At 66.4% G+C, this 19,946-nt stretch carries 15 protein-coding genes; 4 read left to right on the plus strand and 11 right to left on the minus strand.

What is annotated here, in order from left to right:
• Positions 1-92: 92 nt before the first annotated feature.
• Positions 93-2,159 carry a 4Fe-4S binding protein gene (locus tag AC2FNA_RS21480; protein WP_496830079.1) on the minus strand — a complete coding sequence of 689 codons (2,067 nt, stop codon included), beginning with the start codon at positions 2,157-2,159 and terminating at the stop codon, positions 93-95.
• A gap of 173 nt (positions 2,160-2,332) precedes the next feature.
• On the opposite strand from AC2FNA_RS21480, the gene AC2FNA_RS21485 reads away from it, so the two are divergent.
• Positions 2,333-2,920, plus strand: coding sequence for a PQQ-dependent catabolism-associated CXXCW motif protein (locus tag AC2FNA_RS21485; protein ID WP_496830080.1), 588 nt, complete (start codon positions 2,333-2,335; stop codon positions 2,918-2,920).
• Between the two features lie 11 nt (positions 2,921-2,931).
• On the opposite strand, the gene AC2FNA_RS21490 is transcribed toward AC2FNA_RS21485, so the two are convergent.
• The 8 genes from AC2FNA_RS21490 to murJ all read right to left on the minus strand — a co-directional run bounded on the left by AC2FNA_RS21490 (position 2,932) and on the right by murJ (position 14,305).
• Positions 2,932-3,888 carry a quinoprotein relay system zinc metallohydrolase 1 gene (locus tag AC2FNA_RS21490; protein WP_496830082.1) on the minus strand — a complete coding sequence of 319 codons (957 nt, stop codon included), beginning with the start codon at positions 3,886-3,888 and terminating at the stop codon, positions 2,932-2,934.
• Positions 3,888-4,670 carry a quinoprotein dehydrogenase-associated SoxYZ-like carrier gene (locus tag AC2FNA_RS21495; protein WP_496830084.1) on the minus strand — a complete coding sequence of 261 codons (783 nt, stop codon included), beginning with the start codon at positions 4,668-4,670 and terminating at the stop codon, positions 3,888-3,890. Before AC2FNA_RS21495 ends, AC2FNA_RS21490 begins: the two co-directional genes overlap by 1 nt.
• Positions 4,671-4,745: 75 nt before the next feature.
• Positions 4,746-7,952, minus strand: a complete 3,207-nt coding sequence (locus AC2FNA_RS21500; protein WP_496830086.1) for an efflux RND transporter permease subunit — start codon at positions 7,950-7,952, stop codon at positions 4,746-4,748.
• Complete coding sequence (locus AC2FNA_RS21505) at positions 7,945-8,925, minus strand: efflux RND transporter periplasmic adaptor subunit (RefSeq protein WP_496830087.1); 981 nt, start codon at positions 8,923-8,925, stop codon at positions 7,945-7,947. The genes AC2FNA_RS21500 and AC2FNA_RS21505 overlap by 8 nt, the downstream gene beginning before the upstream one ends.
• Positions 8,926-9,069: 144 nt before the next feature.
• Positions 9,070-9,666, minus strand: a complete 597-nt coding sequence (locus AC2FNA_RS21510; RefSeq protein ID WP_496830089.1) for a VTC domain-containing protein — start codon at positions 9,664-9,666, stop codon at positions 9,070-9,072.
• Positions 9,663-11,897: a hypothetical protein gene (locus AC2FNA_RS21515; RefSeq protein WP_496830091.1), complete on the minus strand. Its 2,235-nt coding sequence runs from the start codon at positions 11,895-11,897 to the stop codon at positions 9,663-9,665. The genes AC2FNA_RS21510 and AC2FNA_RS21515 overlap by 4 nt, the downstream gene beginning before the upstream one ends.
• Positions 11,898-11,902: 5 nt before the next feature.
• Complete coding sequence (locus tag AC2FNA_RS21520) at positions 11,903-12,538, minus strand: DUF4956 domain-containing protein (protein ID WP_496830093.1); 636 nt, start codon at positions 12,536-12,538, stop codon at positions 11,903-11,905.
• 243 nt (positions 12,539-12,781) lie between these two features.
• Positions 12,782-14,305: a murein biosynthesis integral membrane protein MurJ gene (murJ, locus tag AC2FNA_RS21525; protein ID WP_496830095.1), complete on the minus strand. Its 1,524-nt coding sequence runs from the start codon at positions 14,303-14,305 to the stop codon at positions 12,782-12,784.
• 203 nt (positions 14,306-14,508) lie between these two features.
• On the opposite strand from murJ, the gene AC2FNA_RS21530 reads away from it, so the two are divergent.
• Positions 14,509-15,582: a GNAT family N-acetyltransferase gene (locus AC2FNA_RS21530; protein WP_496830097.1), complete on the plus strand. Its 1,074-nt coding sequence runs from the start codon at positions 14,509-14,511 to the stop codon at positions 15,580-15,582.
• Positions 15,579-16,661 (plus strand): GNAT family N-acetyltransferase, encoded by a 1,083-nt coding sequence (locus AC2FNA_RS21535; RefSeq protein ID WP_496830099.1) that lies wholly within the window; start codon positions 15,579-15,581, stop codon positions 16,659-16,661. Before AC2FNA_RS21530 ends, AC2FNA_RS21535 begins: the two co-directional genes overlap by 4 nt.
• Here AC2FNA_RS21535 and AC2FNA_RS21540 read toward each other — a convergent pair.
• Both AC2FNA_RS21540 and AC2FNA_RS21545 read right to left on the minus strand, forming a co-directional pair.
• Positions 16,625-17,320, minus strand: a complete 696-nt coding sequence (locus AC2FNA_RS21540) for a hypothetical protein (RefSeq protein WP_496830101.1) — start codon at positions 17,318-17,320, stop codon at positions 16,625-16,627. The genes AC2FNA_RS21535 and AC2FNA_RS21540 overlap by 37 nt on opposite strands.
• 42 nt (positions 17,321-17,362) lie before the next feature.
• Positions 17,363-18,505, minus strand: coding sequence for a glycosyltransferase (locus AC2FNA_RS21545; RefSeq protein ID WP_496830103.1), 1,143 nt, complete (start codon positions 18,503-18,505; stop codon positions 17,363-17,365).
• Between the two features lie 233 nt (positions 18,506-18,738).
• On the opposite strand from AC2FNA_RS21545, the gene AC2FNA_RS21550 reads away from it, so the two are divergent.
• Entirely contained in the window at positions 18,739-19,941 is a 1,203-nt protein-coding gene (locus AC2FNA_RS21550) for a sugar transferase (protein WP_496830105.1), read from the plus strand.
• Positions 19,942-19,946 lie beyond the last annotated feature (5 nt).

Here is a 19,946-nt window from a genome sequence, read left to right on the forward strand (position 1 = left end):
CAACACCCGCGCGCGCCTGGCCGCGCGCGGACCTCTGCTCACAGAGCAACATCTCAGAGTTTGCCAAAGCAAACTCTGTTAACAAAATCTCATCAGAGATTTTGGGGGCTCTGTATCGAGCGCCGGCGCGCCAAGATCAGCGGCACGCATTGATTGGGCGAGTCGTGAATGGTCACGCAGTCGAGACACTGAAAGCATTCGTCATAGTCGATTTCTCCACTGGGCTGGATGGCGCGATAGTTGCAGCGTACCCGGCAGAGCTGGCAGGGGCTGCCGCATTCGGTGCGGCGCGGGATCCAGCCACGCAGGCGCAACAGCCCGCCAATCGCCATCAGCGCGCCCAGCGGGCAGACATAGCGGCAGAACCCCTTGAAGGTCACCATGGAAATCACGATCCAGGCCCCGGCATAAAGCGCGAAATACCATTCGCGCAAAAAGAAGGTGGTGATTGCGGTCTTGAACGGCTCCACTTCGGCCGCGGTTTCCAGTTCGCCGGGCACCAAGAGCACCACCGCCACCAGACCGGCCAGCACCGCGTATTTCAGCCATTTCAATCGCCGGTCCCAGGCGTCGGGCAGGGGCAGGCGCGGCAGGCGCAGCCAGCGGCCCAGGTGATGGGCGAATTCCTGCATTGCGCCATAGGGGCAGAGCCAGCCACAGAACAATCCGCGCCCCCAAAGCAGGAAGCCCAGCACCGCCGCGCCCCAAAGCAGCAGCGAGACCGGATCATAGAGCAAGAACGCCAGACTGCCGCCATCCAGAGCACCCCGCAGCACCGCCAGCGGCGTCACCACCGACAGCTGACTCTGTGCCCACCAGCCGACAAACCCCAAGGTGACCGCCAGCACACCCAGTCGCAGCGGGACATAGGACCGCAGACCTGCGAGGCGGCTTTGTCCCAGCAGCAGCGCGGGGATCAGCAACCCCAGAAAAATCGTGAGCAGACCGATATCAAACGCGCGCCCACGCAGCGCCTCTTGCCAGGGCGGCAGCGCCGTGGGGCCGGTCTCGGACAGAAAGAACCGTTCGGGCGTGGCATGGGTGAAACTGAAGCTGCGCGCACCGATCACCGGCTGGAAACTGCCATGGGCGCGTTGCACTTGCAGGGTCAGCTCCCAGTCCGAGGCCGGATCGAAGCCCAGCCGCCGGTCGGCCCGCAGGATCATTGCGCGGCCTTCGGGCAGGCCGGGCGCCAGTTCGACGAAGAGATCCGCATCGCGCAGCGCCACCGGCAGCCCGCCCTGTTCCGCCGAGATCAGATCGGGGGCGGTGTTGCGCACGAAATCCTCACCAACCAGTCCGTGACGCGCGGTCTCGATCAGCAATAGCGGCTCGTCATGGGGTGAAAGCACCTGAAACTGTTGCAACTCTTCCAATGTTTGGGCCGACAGTACCGCTCGGGCGATTGCGGGCGGTCCCAGGTCGAGGATCCAGAGATCGATAAGAGGGGCCTCGGGCTCGGTCACCGCCTCGGGGTCGTCGCCGGCCCAGAGGGTGCCCTCGAAACCGGCTTGCACCTGGGCGTTGGTAATCATGTGACGGGTGGCGATGCCCTGGGAGACCAGCGCTGCCCAGTCGAGCGGTTCGTCATACCGTGGGGCGGGCGCGCGCGGCGGCGCGGTGGCGATGCCCTGCATGCGTTCGCGCGCCACGGCCAGGCTGGCGGCCAACACGGTTTCATGGGCGATGCGGACCGAGGCGGTGGCCTTGGTCACCCCGTCCAGATAGGTCAGTGCCGAGGCGCCGCCGCCGCTGTTGCCATAAGGCGTGCCCACCACCATCGGCGTGGCGATGTTGAGACCGCGATACTGCTCCAGAAACTTCTCGAAGGGGGCAACGCCCAGACCCGAGACGAAGATCGGCTCGTTCTGCTCGATCAGGCGCACTTCGATGAAGCTGCCCGACGCATCGAGCATTACCAGCAGGTTGACCGGTGCACCGGAAAAGCCGGGCAGGGGAGCCAGCGGTTCGGTTTCGAACAAGTAGCCCGCCGGTTTCCCATAGACGTCGATCAGCGCGTAAACCCCGGTCTCGTCGATCTGTTCGCCCAGCAGCAGCGGCGGTTTGACATAGGCGGCGAGCTCGTCCGGGGTGAGCGGATCGGCGGTGGCCACGAAGGCTGCCAGTATCAGGCAGAATGAGAGCACAAGCGCGCGCATGGCGCCAAGGCTAGGCTGGGTTTTCGGGCCGTGACATTGGACCAAGGTCTTAGGATCGAGACCCCCTTCGGATGACGCGGGAAGTGCAACCATTGGATAATTCTGCCCAAAACGCTTGACAGCTTGGGTGAACCGGGTCCCAATCGCGCGAATGGGGGCAATGGAGATCGTGCATGCGGATCGCGACTGCGCTGTTGGCATTAGCCCTTTCCGGGCTATCGGGGGTGATCCTCGCAGAGACCTCTGACGCTATCCGCGCGCGCAAGCCCGATCTGTTCCATACCGAAACCGGTTTCAGGATCGACCGCCACAGGGCGCCCGTGCCAGAGGATATTCCACCGCCCGCGCGCAAGGTGTCGGCGCTCTGGGCGCGTAAGCTGATCGCGCGCGGGGCGGTGGCGCTGGATGTCTACGGCGCGGCACAGTCGCGCTATGACGAGTTGGACGGGACCTGGCTCGTTTCCGAACCGCGACAGAGCCTGCCTGGCGCGGTCTGGCTGCCCGAGGTCGGGCGCGGGGTGCTTGAACCTGCCATGCAGGCCTATCTGGAGCGCGAGTTGCAGCGGCTGACCGGTGGCAGCAAGGCCCGTGCCATCGTGGTGTTCTGCGTGGCCGATTGCTGGATGAGCTGGAACGCGGCGCAGCGGATCGCCGGGCTGGGGTATCTTCAGGTGCACTGGTTCCCGCTGGGCACAGATGGCTGGCGCGAACTGGGCTGGCCGCTGGAGCCGGTCGAACCGGTGCCGGTGTCTGTGGACTGATCCGCGTGGGCCTAGTTGGCCCGCGGTAGCACCGCGCGCTCCACGCCGGGGAACAGATGGGCGACCGAGCGGTGAAACTCCTGCGGTTGCGCGCCCATGGCAGCGAACTCCTCTGGCAGCGGCAGGTCCATCACCTCGACCATATCGAGGCCTGTGCGGGCGGCATCATGCAGGGTCTCGTCCAGCCAGGACAGATAGGCGCGGGTCTGGCGCAGCGCGGCGCCGGTGCGGTCGAACGGGCCATGGCCCGGCAGCACGGCGGGGGCGCCGAGCCCTTCGAGCGTGTTGAGCGCCTCTTGCCAGCGTGCCAGATCCGCATGCGGCGTGGTGGGCGCGCGGTCCAGAAAGGCGAGATCGCCGGTGATCAGCAACCCGGTTTCAACGTCGACCAGCGCCAGATCGGCCTCGGTATGTCCGCCGAGCGGCAACGCGGTGAACCGGCGCCCGTCGATGGTGACCTCGCCCCCGTCGAGCGCGGTATTGGGCGGTGCCGGCTCGGTGCCGCGCATCCAGTCGCCCAGCAGCCGATACATGTTGTCGGCGAAGGCGTCGCCGTCGCGGCGGGCGGCATCCAAAGTCTGGCCAAGGGCCAGGATGGGCCGGTCGGCAAAGACCTGGTTGCCAAAGAAATGATCCGGATGGTGGTGCGTGTTGACCACCGCGGACACGCCGCGCAGGTCCAGCGGGCGCAGGGTTGCCGCCAGCGCCTCGCCATAGCGGCGCGAGGGGCCGCTGTCGATCAGGATCAGCCCTGATTGCCCCTGAAGCACCGCGCAATTGACGATGGCGCCGCCATTGATTTTGTCGAAATAGTCTGTGACGCCTTCGATCATCCAGACACCCGGCAGCACCGGGATCGGCGCCAGATCATAGCGCAGCTTTGCCTGGGCAAAGACCGGGACGACGGGCAGGGCGGTCAGGCCCAGCCCGGCGGCGGCACCTGCCAGCAGGGCACGGCGGCTTGGCATCAGTTGACTTCCTCGCCCGTCAGCGTGCCCGCGATCTGGTTGCCGTTATTGTCGCGACCGCTCACATGCAGCAGCGGCGGCATCCGGGCGGGGTCGAAATAGAGGGTAAAGGCCGGGTCTTCGTTCACCGGTTCGCTCAGCGCCAGCCGCGCCAGTTCCTGTCCGGCGTCGTTGGTAAAGCTGAGATCGCGGATGATGAACAGCGGAATGCCATCGGCCAGCCCGGTATCCATCGGGTGATCCACGATCAACCGGGCCCGCCCGGTGGAGGCCCAGAGTCGACCGTGGATTTCACCTAGCTTCTCCTCCCAGTCGTCCGAGGCATAGGCCTCGGCCGGAGCGGTACAGCCGCCGCCCGCCGCGTCGATCAGGGTACCGCCCACATGCCAGCTGCCGCTTTTGGTGCGGACCGAGGCGCGCACGGCGGTGGCCTGGTCGATCTTGAAGCGCAGCGCCAGTTTCGCCTGCGCCTCGCCGGGGAAATAGCTAAGGATCTTGGGGATCGGGCCGTAATCGGCGGTAACCACGATTTCCTCGACATCGGGGATGGCGGTGGCGTCGATCAAGAGCGGCACGTGAAACGCGTCCTCGGCGGCGGCGGGCGCAAACACGCGCACCCGGTCGTCGAACCGGATATCGGCAGGGTCGCCCAGGATCGCGATCTGGTGGTCCTCCCACATGCCCGAGGCAAAGGGATCGTCAAGCGGCACTTGCGGCGTATCGGCGGCCAACGCCGCACCCGCCAGCAGAGTGGCGCACAGGGAAAGCCCGTATCTGAACATCTCTCTCTCCTCCGCGCCGCATTGGGCCAGATGGCGGCGCGAAGGGCAATGGCACTTTGGTTCTATACCGCCTGCTCAGGTCTTGAACACGCGGTAGATGGCCGGGATCACCAGCACCGTCAGCAGGGTCGAGCTGAGCAGCCCGAACAACAGCGACAGCGCCAGCCCCTGAAAGATCGGGTCGGTCAGGATCACCGCCGCCCCGATCATCGCCGCCACCGCCGTCAGCAGGATCGGCTTGAACCGGATTGCGCCTGCCTCGATCAGCGTCTCGATCTTGTCCAGCGACGGGTCGGCATGGCGGATGAAATCCACCAGCAGGATCGAGTTGCGCACGATGATCCCCGCCAGCGCGATAAAGCCGATCATCGAGGGCGCCGAGAAGGGTGCGTTGAACAGCCAATGCCCGATGATGATGCCCAGAAAGGTCAGCGGCACCGGCGTCAGCACCACCAGCGGCAGCCGGAACGAGCCGAATTGCGCCACCACCAGGATATAGATGCCCAACAGCGCCACACCAAAGGCCGCACCCATGTCGCGGAAGGTGATCCAGGTGACCTCCCATTCGCCGTCCCACAGCAGGGTGATTGCGCTTTCATCCTCGGGCTGGCCGTTCAGACGGATCTGGGGCTTGGTGCCCTCGGGCCAGTCCATCGCGTCCAGCGCCTCGGCCACCGCGAGCATGCCATAGAGCGGCGCCTCGAAATCGCCGGCCAGTTCGGCCATCACCATCTCGGCTGCGCGCCCGTTATGGCGGAACACGGGGTAGGAGGCGCGCTCTTCACGCAACTCGACCACATCGCCCAGCTCGACCACGCCGCGCGCGCCGGGCAGCACATTGGCCGGAACCGGGGTCGACAGGAACCGCTCGTCCACCACCCGGTCAGCGCTGTCGCGCGCGACCTCGATGGGGATCGGGCGGCGGCCCTCGCCCCGGTGCGAATAGCCCACCGTCTGGCCCGCGTTCAGGATCGCCAGCGTCGAGAAGACGTCCCCCTCCTGTACGCCGAAGAATTCCAGCTGATCGGTCGAGACCGTCGCCCTGAGACGGCGGGCCTGAGTGCCGAAACTGTCATCCACATCGACCACGAATGGCACGCTTTCAAACGCCTCGCGGATGCGGGTGGCGGCGGCGCGGCGGCTGTCGGCATCGGGGCCATAGACCTCGGCCAGCAGGGTGGCGATGACCGGTGGGCCGGGGGGCGGCTCGACGGTTTTCAGCACCGTCCCCTCCGGCAAATCGAGCGTGGAGAGCCGCTGGCGGATATCCAGCGCGATGTTGTGGCTGGTGCGCTCGCGCGCATCCTTGGGCAGCAGGTTGATCTGCACATCGCCCAGCTCGGGCCGCGCACGCAGATAGTAATGGCGCACCAGCCCGTTGAAGTTGAAAGGCGCGGCATCGCCTGCATGGGTCTGGGCCGAGATCACCTCGGGCAACTCCAGCACGCGACGCGCCACCTGTTGCGCCACCGCGTCGGTATCCTCGACCGAGGCGCCCTCGGGCAGGTCGATCACCACCGAGAGTTCGGACTTGTTGTCGAACGGCAAGAGCTTGACCGTCACGTCGCGGGTATAAAGCGCGCCCAGCGAGCCGAAGGACAGAACTGCCGCCACCAGCAGGAACAAACCGCTGCCGGATTTGGTGCGCAACAGCGGACGTGCCACGGCGCGATAGAGACGCCCCAGCGCGCCGCCATGCTGGGCGGCCTCGTCATGGGCATGGGCGGGCGCGCGGCCCGCGATCTTGACCATCAGCCAGGGCGTGATGATGACCGCCACGAAAAAGGAAAAGATCATCGCGGCCGAGGCATTGGCCGGGATCGGGCTCATATACGGACCCATTAGCCCCGAGACGAACAGCATCGGCAGCAGCGCCGCCACCACGGTCAGCGTGGCGACGATGGTGGGGTTGCCCACCTCGGCCACCGCGCGGATCGCCTTTTGTGTGCGGCTGGCGCTGTCGGGCATTGCCCAGTGGCGGGCGATATTCTCGATCACGACGATGGCGTCATCGACGAGAATACCGATGGAAAAGATCAACGCAAAGAGCGACACCCGGTTCAGCGTGTAGCCCGTGACCCAGGCCGCAAAGAGGGTCAGCAGGATGGTGACCGGGATCACCACGGCGACCACGATGCTTTCGCGCCAGCCGATCGAGAACAGCACCAGCACCACGATGGACACGGTGGCCAGGCCCAGGTGGAACAGCAGCTCGTTGGCCTTTTCATTGGCGGTTTCGCCATAGTCGCGGGTCACCGTGACCTCGACACTGTCGGGGATCAGGTCATGTTCCAAGAGATGCACCCGGTGCAGGATCTCTTCGGCCACCACCACGGCATTGGCGCCCGCGCGCTTGGCCAGCGCCAGCGTCACCGCCGGGCTGCGGCGGATCCCGCCACTGTCGTCGCGGGTGACATTGGCCACGATCCGCTCGGACGTGTCGGGGACAAAGCGCACATCGGCCACGTCGCGCACATAGACGGGCCGGTTGTCGCGGGTGGTCAGCAGCAGGTTGGCGATCTCGGCGGGCGCGTGCAGCGTCTCGCCCGCCACCAGCGCGATCTGTTCGCCGCCGTCGCGCACCAGCCCGGTGGCCAGTGCCCGGTTGGCGCCCTCGACCTTGGCCGCCAGCTGTTGCAGCGTCACGCCGTAAAGCGCCAGCCGCTCGGGGTCGGGCGCGATGCGGATCGCCTCGGGCGCCTCGCCCACCAGATAGGTCAGGCCCACATCGCCGATCTTGGCCAGCTGCACCTGCAACTCGCGCGCGATGCGGGTCAGGTCGTTGGCCGAGACATCCCCGGCCCCATCGCGCGGCGACAGGGTCAGCGAGACGATGGCCACGTCGTCGATGCCGCGCCCGACGATCAGCGGCTCACCGATGCCCACCGGGATGCGGTCCATGTTGGCGCGCACCTTGTCATGTACGCGCAGGATGGCGGTATCGGCGGGGGTGCCGACCAGGAACCGGGCGGTGACCATGGCATAATCGTCGCCGGTCTGCGAATAGACATGGTCCACATCGCCGATCGCCTTGACGATGGTCTCCATCGGTTCGGTGACCAGTTTCACTGCATCCTCGGCCTTGAGCCCCGGCGCCTGGATATGGATATCGACCAGTGGCACCGAGATCTGGGGCTCTTCCTCGCGTGGCAGGCTGATCAGCGCCACCAGCCCCATGGCAAGGGCCGCCAGGATCATCAGCGGCGTCAGGGCCGAGCCGATGAAACCACGTGTCAGCCCGCCCGCGATGCCCAGGGGCGTGTCCTGCGATTTGTCACTCATGTCCGGCCACCAGCACTTCGCCACCCTTGAGGCCGGACAGGATTTCGATCAGGCTTTCGCCCTCGGCCTCGACCGGGGTTCCGATCACCACCACACGTTCGCTGGCGCCGCCATCCGGTCCGGCGACACGCACGAAATCAAGCCCCATGCGCGAGGCGACCGCCGCGGGCGGCACCGCCACCACCTCGGCCCGGCCCACCGGCAGGCGCACCAGCACTCGGCGCCCGATGAATTCGGACGACAGGCCCGCAACCTCGACATCGGCGATCACCCGGCCATTCTCGATCTGGGGATAGAGCTTGGCGAGGGTGCCCGTCTCGACCCCCTCGATCCCGGCGATGGCGATGCTGTCGCCCTCGGCCAGGAAATCCGCATGCCGCTCGGGCACCGCAAGGCGCAGGAAGAAGCCGCCGCCGCCGATCACCGCAATCATCTCGCCCGGCAGCACGACCGAGCCCTCGGTCACCGGAACGTCGATCACCGTCCCGGTGATCGGCGCCAGGATCCGGCCTTCGTCGGTGCGTTGCAGCAAAACGTCCCGCTGGGCGCGGGTGGTGCCGATGCGGCCTTCGATCACCTGCACGCGGGTGCGCAGCGCGTCGACATTCTGTTCGGTGGTCACACCCCGGTCCAGCAGATTCCGGCCGCGCGTCAATTCGGCCTCGGCATTGCTCAGTTCAGAACCCAGCGCGCTCAGCTGCGCGTCGATGGCGCGCAGTTCCAGCTCAAGCTTCTCGTCCACCGTGGTGCCGATCTGCTGGCCCCGGGTGACCGCGCTGCCCTCGGCCACGGAGATTTCCTGCAAGATGCCGCCCAGGCGCGAGCGGGCGGGCAGGCTGTCGCGGGGTTCGACCTTGGCAAAGACCGTTTTCCATTCGGTGACGGTGACGCGGCGGGCGGTGGTATCGGCCAGTACGGGCGCCGCGATCAACGCGGCAAGGCTCATCAGCAGGGCAGGGAGGATCACTTTCATAGGGCACCTTTCGGTTCGGTCGACCGATCTGGGTGACGGGTCGAAACCGCTTGGTTTCTATATATTCAAAAAAACGATTGCGTTTCAATGGGCGGCCCGTGTTTTTTGCATAAAACACAGCGCCAAAGCGTCGCGCCGGGGTTGTTATGCGCGGGCGATTACGGCGCTTATCCCGTTGCAAAATTTGGAGAAACGCCTCCTGGGGACGGGCAGGACATGCTGCAGTGCATCCAGTGGCGCCTCGGCGGGGGCCTTCAACTCGCAAACGGTCCAGGACTCGCGATGCGCCAGCTGTCCGTCGGGGCGGGCATAGGAGATGTCGCGATCAAAGGTGATACGCAGCCCATCCAGACTGAAATAGGCGCGGCGATAGCTGACTGCCACCATCGGAAACAAGGTGCCATAGTCGCGGTCGAAATACCCCTGCTGCAGCAGTCGCCGCTCGGTTGCGGGGTCGACTGGCCGCGTTGTCTTGAACCGTCCCTCGACCGAGGAGATCTTGGTCTCCAGCACCGCGCCTGCGTCGGTCTGTTCGGGATAACGACGCAAGCGAACCTTCTTGCGCGGCAGCACCCCTTCCTCTGAGTCCGAGAACATCTGCAACCCGGTGGTGTCGAAATAGACCGAGCGGATCAGCCGCGCGGGATAGAGCGGCACCATGCCACGGCCTTGCAAATCGGCTTGCAGGCGGGCCATGTCGCTTGCCGTCAGAACCACCTTTTCTTCGATCCGGAAACTCATCCGCTGTTCCCGCGCGGATCGAGGACCGAGTCGGCGTCGACCCAGCCCGCCGGGCCATTGCATTGGCCGGGACCAAGGCGCAGGTAGGCGCCGGGAAATTCCTGTTTCTTGCGAAAGACCTCGTGGCAGAACAGCGTGGCCTCGATCCCGATCCGATCGACGGTCACGCTGGATCCGTCCTTGGACGAGATGCCGATGGCGCTGGCACGCGCTTCCAGGTCGCCGATGGCGACCGTGCTCGCCTCGCCCACCGACACCGCCTTGTCGCCGCAGCTGGCCGCCAATACCCGGTCGAACCGATAGTGGCCGCCGCTGAGATCGAGACAGTCGTTGCCCGCGCCGGTGATCCGTGTCTCGGTCACGTGCAGATCGGCAAAATCCATGTCCACCGCATCCGAGGCGGCATCGTGGACCTCGAGCAGGGCGATGTCCCCCCGGCTGGAGACGATGTTGACACCGTCTTCGCATCCGCCGCCTTCGGCTGCGATCCTCACCCGGGACAGCGTCATGCCAAAAAGGGTCAGACAGCCGGTCAGCCCATAGGGGTTGAACCGCTGTTCTGGCGGGGCCATGGCGGCGGCGGGCGGCAGGGGCAGGCCCCTGAACGCGATCTCGACCCCCTCCAGCCGGTCGCCCATCAAGAGGGCCCAGTCGTCGGGTGCCGACTGGGTCAGCACCAGCCGCCGGCCTTGCGGGTCCGGCTGTATGGCAAGGCCGGGACTGTGGCGCAGGGTCAGGCCCCAGCCGGTCAGGGGCGTGGTGGTATGGGCCGTGCCATCCGATGTTTGCGCGGTCAGGGTCATGGTCAGTTTCATGCCGTCCAGCACCGCACCCGAAAGGGCCGCCACATGGGCTTCGCGGTCCAGAACCTCCGCGTCGCAGGCATCGCGGGAACAGAGCTGCGCCTTTGCGATCCCGCTGGCCGGATCGGCGGCGGCGATGTCTCGGCTGCGGGCCTCGGTCAGTCGCTGGAAGAGGCGTGTGCGGAAGACGGGCCAGGGATCGGAGAGGGCAGGCCCGGTGCCCTCCGAGGGCAGGACCAGCGCGGGCAGATTTGCGGCCAGACGGTGCAGCAGATGGGCCGCCGCATCCGGTGCGCAGCCGCTGTCGCAGAGCGCCCGGTAGCGCGCGGTCAGGTCGGCGCTGTCCAGAGCGGCCACCGCCGCTTGCAGACGGGCCATGCGTTCGACGGTAAAATGCGGTGCATATAGCGCCCGGTCACGCGCCCGCAGATAGCGCGGGTCGGCTCGCCCCGGCTCGGCCTCGCCATCGTAATAGATCGGCTCCATGCCTTGCAGAAAGGCGTTCCAGTAAAATTTACGGTTATGCGGGCGCAGCCCGTGGCTGGCGCGCATCGCAAACATCAGCACGGCATAATCCCACCAGATGCGCGCGGCCTCAGCGCTGGTCGTGTCCGGCAAGGGCAATCCGGTCAGCGCCTGCGAGGGGTCAAGGGCATTGCTGTTGCCATAGGTGGCATAGGCGCTCTGAAGCCGGGTAAAGGCATCCGCCGTCATCGCCAACGACGCGGCGCCGCGTTCGACCCATTTGCCGTTGACCACACGCGCCAGGCCCAGATCCTCGTACAGATAGCCGCCCCGGTCCGACCACAGCGCCAGCAGCGCCTCGTCGCCCTCGAACATCGGGCCCTCGCGGCGGCGGTTGTGTTCTAGAAACTCCTTGGCCACGGATTCCTGCCACAGCATCCGCACCGGCGTGCCGTTCTGCACCACATCGACGACCCGCGTGCGCGGCGCCAGAAATCCCAGCCGCGACAACAGCAGGGTGGCCAGCACCTCGTTTTCGGAATTGCGGGTTTTTTGCAGGAACAGCTTGAACCGTACCGCATGGGCGATATTGCCCTCGTCCAGGCGGATGTTCAGGCTTTGCAGCAGGCGACCGCGGTCCAGTTCCACGTGATCCTTGAAATCGCCGTTCTGACGCAGTCGGGCCGGGTGGTCGCAACGGCCGAAATCATAGAAGACCGAGACGGTCCCTTTAAAGCTCCGCTTGTATTTCTCGGCGATCTGTTCGCCGTCCGAGGTAATGATCCGCAATCCGTTGCGGGCCCATTTTCGCGCCTTGTCGACGCTCACTTCGATCCGCCTGACCGAAGCAATATCCGCCAGTTCCGCCCGGTATTGCCCGGTTGGAAAGTCGCAACCCGCCTCTGCCACCGGCGCCAGCAGCAGGGCAGGCACCATCACCAGAAGATGCAGGCGCCGCCACATGACGTTCAGGCCGCCGCAAAGGCGATACGGGTGATCCCGGTCTGGCCGTTGACCGCACCGCTCAGCTTCAACAGGTCCTGCCGCGAGGGACTGGCAAAGCGATAGACGATCCCCTCGGGTGTCTTGTCGAAGCCGACCAGCGCGGCATGGCCCAGTAGGTCGGGCATTTCGGTTTCGGAGAATACCTCAAGCGTGTGCAGCGCGTTGCCCTCGGTAAACGAGGTGGTGTAGAGCGGCACGCCCCGGACCCGCCGCGACCACCGGTTGAACAGTTCTGCCACCACCAGCGTACCCACCGCGCTGCCGACCAGCAGCACCAGCCACGAGACGCTGACTGCGGCCGCGATCCCGCAAGAGATCATCAGGAAATAGGTCACCAGTTCCAGCGGTGATTTCACAGGGTTGCGGAAGCGCACGATCGACAGCGCCCCCACCATGCCCAGTGACAGCGCGATATTGCCCGAGATGACAGAGGTCAGCGAATAGGTGACCAGTGGCAACAGAAGCAATGTCAGCGTATGCGAAAAGGTCCGGATCCAAGTCTGGCCTGAAAAGATCACCGCCTGGCGAACCAGGAGCGAAGCGCAAAGCAGCAGCGCAACCGCCAGCAGCTTGTCCAGTTCGGATGACAATACGCCCATATCCCCCTCCCGAGATGTGCGGCAATCCTGAAGGGCGGCAACACCGAACCTGCGCCATGCTTACGCGCGTCACATGGTTGTCCAGCGAAATCGGCAAGGCCCCCACCTTTGGATCACGCTTCTTGCGACCGGTGCCTTCGAAACCCCCGAGGTAACCGGATACGATTATCCTAATCAATAACTTGCCTTGTGGCCACGGTAATCGACCACGTTGGAAACTGTCTGTTTCCGAAACCGGTACCCCTAGCGCCGTCTACGACGCAAAAGCGCCAGCAGGGCCTGCATTTCAGGCAGGCGCAACAGGGCGCATCCAGCCAGGAACAGCAGTCCGACAGTCAATGCATGGGCGCACAGCAGGGCCAGGTCGCCCAGGTCCAGCTGCCGCCAGACCAGCGTCGAGACCGCCGCCGCAACCACCGCGGCGCCGATCATCAGGGCGATCTCGCGCAGGTCGTGCCAGGTGCCCAACGCGCCGTGGCGGCGATGGAGCGCGCGTGCCAGCACCAGCGCCGACCCGGTCGAGGCCAGCAGGATCGAGATTGCCACCCCCTTGAGGCCGAACAGCGCGCCCAGCGGCAGGCCGGCGGCAAAGCGGATCAGCAGAGCCACCGCCGAGAACCACAGGAACACCCGCACCAGCGGCAGCCCGTCATCGGCCAGTGTCGCCGGCAGAAAGGCGGCCAGCACCGCGTTCACCAGCAAGAGTGGCGCCAGGAAACGCACCAGATCGGCGGTGGCGGCGGTGTCCTCGGCGGTAAAGGCGCCGCGTTCCAGCAGAAAGGTAATGAGAGGTGTTGCCGCGATCATCACGAAAGCCACCAGTGGCAGGGTCAGGAACAGGCTGATCCGTACAGCGGCGGCGATGGTGGGGCGGGCGCCGGCCTCGGCCCCGGCGGCATGGGAATACTCGGTGTAATAGGCCGAGTTCACGGCCGAATTGACGGCGCCGGGGGCCGCGCTCAGCAGGCGCTGGGCGACAAACATGATGGTGACTCCCCCAAGGCCCGTCAGCGAGGCAAGCGCCGCGTCGGCCCAGCCCATCGCCATCTGTGCGGCGGCGTTGATGGTGACGGCGGCAGCCCGGCGCGGCGTGGTCGACCGGCGCGGCATCGAAAGACCGCCACGGTCCATCCGGCGCAGATCGCGCAGGCCCTGAACCACGATCATCAGCGCCATCAGCGCGACCCCGATGACCAACGCCCATGACAGCGACAGCGGCGTCACCGCCGCGCCCATCACAAACAGCACCGGCAACAAGGTCACGCGTGGCAGCAGCCGCGCCAGCGTGGTCAGGCCAAACCGGCGGCGGGCAAAGTTGAACGCGCCCGCAAGCGCGGCGATCCCGGTCAGCGGCAGGCAGAGCGCGACCACGCCCAACAGCTCGGCCGCCTGCGCCAGCCGGTCGTCATCGAAGCCCGGCGCCAGCAGCCGCACCACGGGTTCGGCAAAGACCCACAGCGCCAGCGCGATCAGGCTGAGCAACCCCACGATGGGGATGCCGAAACGCAAGAGCGCCCGTCGCATGCCGGCATGACCGCCGCTCTGCACCTCGCGCACGAATTCAGGCACCGCCAGCTGGTTGGTCGCCTCAAAGGCCATGGCGATGGCCGACAGTACGAAACGGCGTACGGTGAAATAGGCATCTGCTGCCGGGGTGGTGCCAAAGGCGGCGGTTTGCAGCACGATCAGCAGAACGCTGAGCAGGAGCCCCACCAGCTTCAGTCCGGTCATCAGCACGATATTGGCCAGCAGGCGCGCGGCGGACATGATAGGGGTCAGGCCTTTCTGCCGGGGGCCGGGCCGCGCCCGGACAGACGAGTGGCGGTCGCGTCCGCCGGGAAACAAAGTGTTTCGGTGCAAATCATCGAGATTAAGGTTGAATGCTTTCCAGCCTTGCATGCAACATGAATCATTCGTTCCGTCCGGCACATTGTGCTGTGGGTTTGGGCGGAAACCGTCGAGGGGGACGGATGTACGCGTATGAACGCATTACCGATCCGGCCGGGTTCGCCGCGATCGAAGGTGAGTGGCACGCGCTGGCCAAAGCCAGCGGTGGCGGCGTCTTTGCCAGCCACGCCTTTCTTCTCAGCTGGGCCGAGACATATGGCCGGGGCCGCCCGCTGGTGGTCTCGCTGTTGCGCCACAAGGGGAAGCTGGTGGGCGCCTTGCCGATGTTCCGCACCGGGCAGGCCCGCGCGGTGGCCGCCATGGGTGAGGGACGGGCGGGCATGGCGCAATGGCTGCTGCATCCCGATCTGCCCGATGCAGACGCGGCGCTGGCGGCGCTGCTGCGGCCTGACTGGCTCAGCTTCTGGCGGCTGGAGCCGCTGGAGACCCCGGATGCCGAGATGCTGGAACGCGCGGCCCGGCTGGCCGGGCTGGCGGTGCGGCGCAAGGTCACCATGAGTGCCTGCAGCGTGACGGCCAATGGCGATTTCGAGACCTATCTGGCCGGGCTCAAGTCCAAGACCCGGCAGGTGTTCCGGCGCAGCGAACGCAAGCTGGCCGAGATGAAGGTGCGTGACCTGCGCTCGGACCGGGACGGGCGCGCGGCACTCGACGCCTATCTGGCGGCCTCGCGCGCCTCGTGGAAGGGGCTGACCGGCACCGGTTACGGGGCCGCGCCCGAGGGCGTTGCGTTTCTCGAAAAGCTCTTTGACCGGCTGGGGCCCGAGGCCTGCTATCTTGCCGCTCGTCAGGTGGGCGATGTGGCGATCTCGGGGCGCTTCGTGATAGTGCATGACAATGTGCATTACGGAATGGCCAACGATTTCAACGAGGAATATGCCGATCTTGCAGTGGGTCGAAACTCGGTCATGCAAAGTGTCCGTGACGCGTTCGAGGGGGGCGCGGCACGCTTTGACTTTACCCGCTGCAACGGATTGGTACGCGAGGTCTCGACCGACGAGCGCCCGCTGGAACGGCTCTTGATCCACCGGCGCGGCGATCCGACGCTGGCGGCCTTCTTTGCCGCGCGCGGGGTCCGGCGGTTGCGGCGCAAGGCCAGCGGCTGGCAGAAGGGCCGGCGCGGGGTGGTGTCGTGAAGGTCGTGCTGAGCCGCGATCTGACGCCCGGACAGCACGCAGCGGTCAGGACCTTTTGCGATGCCAGCCCCGGCTACAGCTATCTGCAGGATCCCGACTGGCCGGGCCTCATGCAGGACGAGGGCGGGCGGCACAGCTATCGGCATGTGCTGGTCACGCGCGACGCGGGCGGGTTGGCCGCCTATGGTGTACTGCGGCTCAGCCGGTTGCCGGGCGGTTTGTCGCTGGGGGTGTTCCGGCGGGGTCCGGTGGTGGCCGCCCCCGCCGACCTGGAGCCGGTGCTGGCGGCGCTTCTGCCTGCCCTGCGCAATGCGGGCCTGATCACCGTCGCCATGAACCCGCGATGGGAGGATGCCGAGGCCGAGATCGTCGAACGCCTGCTGGCGCGGCTGGGCGGGCAGGTGGCCCCGCCGGCACGGCAACGGCTGCACAGTTGCACCGGCCTGATCGACCTTTCGCCCGCGCCCGAGGAGGTCTTTGCCGCCTGCAGTGCCCATGCAAGGCGCAACCTGCGCAAGCTCGACAAGCTGGGCTTGACCCTGCGCCCGGTCGCGGACGGGGCCGAGATGGCGCGGGTCCGTGACTGGACCGAGGCCTTCGCCCGCGCCCGCGATCTAACCACGCGCGGACTGCCGGGGCTCGAGGCACAGCGCGACTGGATCGCCCTCCATGGCGGCGCGCTGATGTTGGTCGAGGCCGAGGGCGCCCCGGTCGGGGCCTTTTCCCTGCTGCGCGACGGGCCGCGCCTGCTGAACATGTCCAACGGCTGGGCCGATCCCGATGCGCGCCTGCCGCGCTCATATCTTGTCTATTGGTACGCGATCCGGCGCTGGGCGGGGAACGCCGAGGCGGACGGGCCGCGCTGGCTGGACCTGGCCGGGCGCGACGACCCGCGCGTGCCCCGCAGCGATGCCGGGGCCGAGGGGCGCGAGCGGTTCAAGGACGGGTTTCCACAGCGCCATGTGGTCCTGCCCCGGATGCACCGGTTCGTCCTGCGCCCGCTGCTGGCCCGGGCGCTCGACGGGGTCGAGCGCCTGCGCGCTCAGGGCCAGCGCTCCAAGGTGACGGCGCCCAGATAGAGGATGACGGTCTCGGGGTTGGAATTGGCGGTAATGCCGATCTGCAAGCGGTCGATGGCGGCGCGCTCGGAGGGCACATCAGGCAGGGTGCGACCCCGGTTGTCGAGAACCTTTTGCCCGTCGAGATAGACCTGCGATGTGCCGGGCTCCGCATCGGTTCCCAGGCTCAGGTCCCAGGTGACCTGGTGCCAGAGGCCCGTAGTCAGCGTCGGCGCGCTGTCGTCGGTCCAGGCATGGCCGCCGCCGATCTTCTTGCGGTCCACCCGCAGGCGGCCATGGCGCAGGTAGAGCCGCAGCCCGGGATTGCCGGACTGGCCGCAGAACTTGCATTCCAGATCGAACAGGTGGATCGAGTTCGCCGGGTTGCCGGTCGGCAGGAACAGCTCGGCCGTGACCCGGATACGGGCACCGGGGCCAAGCGGGTCAAAGGGCAGGATCAGCGCCGCCTTGCCCACCTTGCCCGCCTGTTTCGCGCCGGCCTGCGCGCGGACCACTTGGCGGGTGCCGACGGGGTCGGGGGCGGGGGTAAGGGTGCCGTTCTGCTGTTGCAGGCGCAGGTCGGGCCGGGCCATCAGTTCCGGCGCGCTCGCGTGATGCTCCGCCAGTGGGGCCGCGTGCGCCGTGGTGGCGGCGATCAGCAGTGGAACAAGCGATCTCAACAACGGGTGCATCGGGGCCTCGGCTCTGGTGGCCTAAGGCTGTCATTCCGGAGGTCGCACTGCAAGGGGGGCGATCCGGTCGGCAAAGATACGCGCAGCAGCAGCATGTGCATACAACCCGGCCTGCGCAGGCGCGGCGGCCAGCGCCGCGCTCAGGGCCTCGTCTTGGCCCGCCATCTCGGTAATGCCCAATGCCATGGCGTCGGTATCGCCGATGGGAACGATCCGGCCAGCCGCCCCGGCCTGGCCGAGCAGCCGCCTTGGCCCGTCACAATCTGTGGCCAGCACCGGCGTACCCTGGGCCAGTGCCTCGACCACCACATTGCCGAACCCCTCGCGATGCGAGGGCAGCACGAATAATCCGGCGCGCGCCATATGCCGCGCCACGTCCGGGCTGTAGCCGGGCAGGGTGACCCGGTCCTGCAAGTCCATCGCCGTGACCAGCGCCTCCAGCTCGGGCCGGGCCTCGCCCTCGCCGAGGATGGTCAGCCGCAACTCGGGCCGGGTCCGCAGGGCGTGGGCAAAGGCGCGGATCAGGTCGGCATGCCCCTTGGCCGGATGCAAGCGACCGACCGCCAGCACTTGCGCCGGATCACGGGGCGGGCCGTCGCCTTGTACCACTTGCGTGGACAGCGCCAGCGCCTCGGGTGACAGGACCGGGTTGGGCAGGGTTGCCACCGCGGGCCGGTCCAGCCCCAGCGCCGCCAGCCAATCGGCGCCCAGCCCCTCGGTCGGGGCCACCAGCAGATCGGCCAGCGGATAGAGCCGCCGCATCAGCCAGCGGCGCGGGCCGGGATGGCGGGCCATCGCCATATAGGCTTCGGGAGAGCTGTGTTCGCTGATGATCACCGCCGGGCGGCGGCGGGCCGGAAGCAGCCGTGCCGCCAGCAGGGCCGAGATGTTGCGCGCATTGGTGCCGGAATAGACCGCGTCCGTTCCTGCCAGCGCCGCGCGCAGCGCCCAGAGCGAGGCCATGGCACGCCGCCCGCCCAGGTCGATCGTCTCGACCGTGTCGGGGATCTGATCCAGTAGCGCACCGGTGCGGCTGCCCAGGATCAGGCGGATTCGGAATCGGTGTCCCTGTAGTTGCCGGATCAGCGCGACGGTCGATGTTTCGATGCCACCGGGCCGCAAATGGGGCAGCAGAATGGCAAGCTGGGGAAGCATCGCACGGGAATTATCCATAATCGTGTCGCCCCGGAATTGTATTCGGGTGACAGTCGCGGTCTGAGGCGGCTAACATTCTCATATTAAGGCAAAACAATAAGGGCCATCGAGCTGAACTGTCTCGGAAACAGACTGTTTCCAACCGCCTGTTATGTTCAAGGTTAATGTGTCGATAAGGTGGCGACATTGTGACCGTTTCGAAGGGGGAGCCCATTTTCGGGCAAGCGAGACGGGTATGAGGGGTTTGGCAGATGAAGATAGACATCTATGAGATCGACCCAGATCTTGCCGGTGTCGACGGGGGGGCGCGGCTGTTCGATGCCATCGCTCCAATGCCGGCAAAGGTGTTGCGCGAGGCATCGACTGGGCAATCCCTGCGCGAGGGCACAGTGGTCCCGCTGCCTGGGCAGGGAGAGAAGTCGCCGGCGGATGCGGCCCCGCTGCGCGGGCTGATGTCTCCGGCGAATGTCAGGTCGGGTTATGTGCCGCGTTACCCGCGCTTCGACGCGGCGTTGAACCAAGTGCTTGCGGGACTGGCGTTGTTCGCGGTTGCGCCCGCGATGCTGGTTCTTTCGGTCCTGGTTCTGGTGTCGTCCGGGCGACCGGTGTTCTACTCCGGGGTGCGATTAGGCAAGGATCGCAAGCCATTCAAGATTTTGAAATTCAGAACTCTGTTGTCCGCCGCCGCTGCCCAGACCAGCCAAACGACCCTGCCGCGTCGTACCTTGCTGGAAACCAATATCGGTTCTTACCTGCGCAAATCCCGCCTGGACGAGCTGCCGCAGCTGATCAACATCGTCAAAGGCGACATGGTCTTTTTCGGACCGCGTCCGGTCAGGCCCGACCTCCTTGATCTCTACATGCGCGAAGCAGCCGGGTTCGGCCTGCGTTTCAACGTCAAGCCGGGCCTTGTGGGCATGTCGCAGGCGCTGCTGCCGCATTCGGCGGGCAAGCGGTTGCGCGGGCGGTTCAACTCGCTCTGCTGCCGGGCGCCGATGAATTACTGGGCGACGCTGGGATTTGTCCTGCATGTGGGACTGACCGTGATACGCCGGGCCGGGCGCGGCGTTCTGGATATGGCGCTGAACCTGGGCAGTCCGGCGATGCAGTTCAATTTCCTGCGCTCGGGTTTTCACCGGCCGCGCAATACGGTGGCGCAATTCGAAATGGAGGGCGAGGTCGTGACAGCCGGCGTGGTCGGCATCTCGGACCAGATCGTGCAATTCGTCAGCCCTCTGCCGCCGCGCCGCAGAAGCTATGCTCTGACCGTCGACCGCAAGCTGGCCTCGGGGCGGCACCTGCGGATCGAGATCAAGGCCGAGGTGAAGTCGGTCTTTCCGCTGGGCGTCGGCAAGTCGGGTTTCCTGTGCCATGCCTCTTATGCGGCTAGTACCCCCTATCAGCGGTATCGGATCGAGCGTTATCTGCTCGACGAGACCGTTCTGTCGACCTGAGGTGC

This window comes from Ruegeria sp. YKSD163 (genome assembly GCF_059612905.1).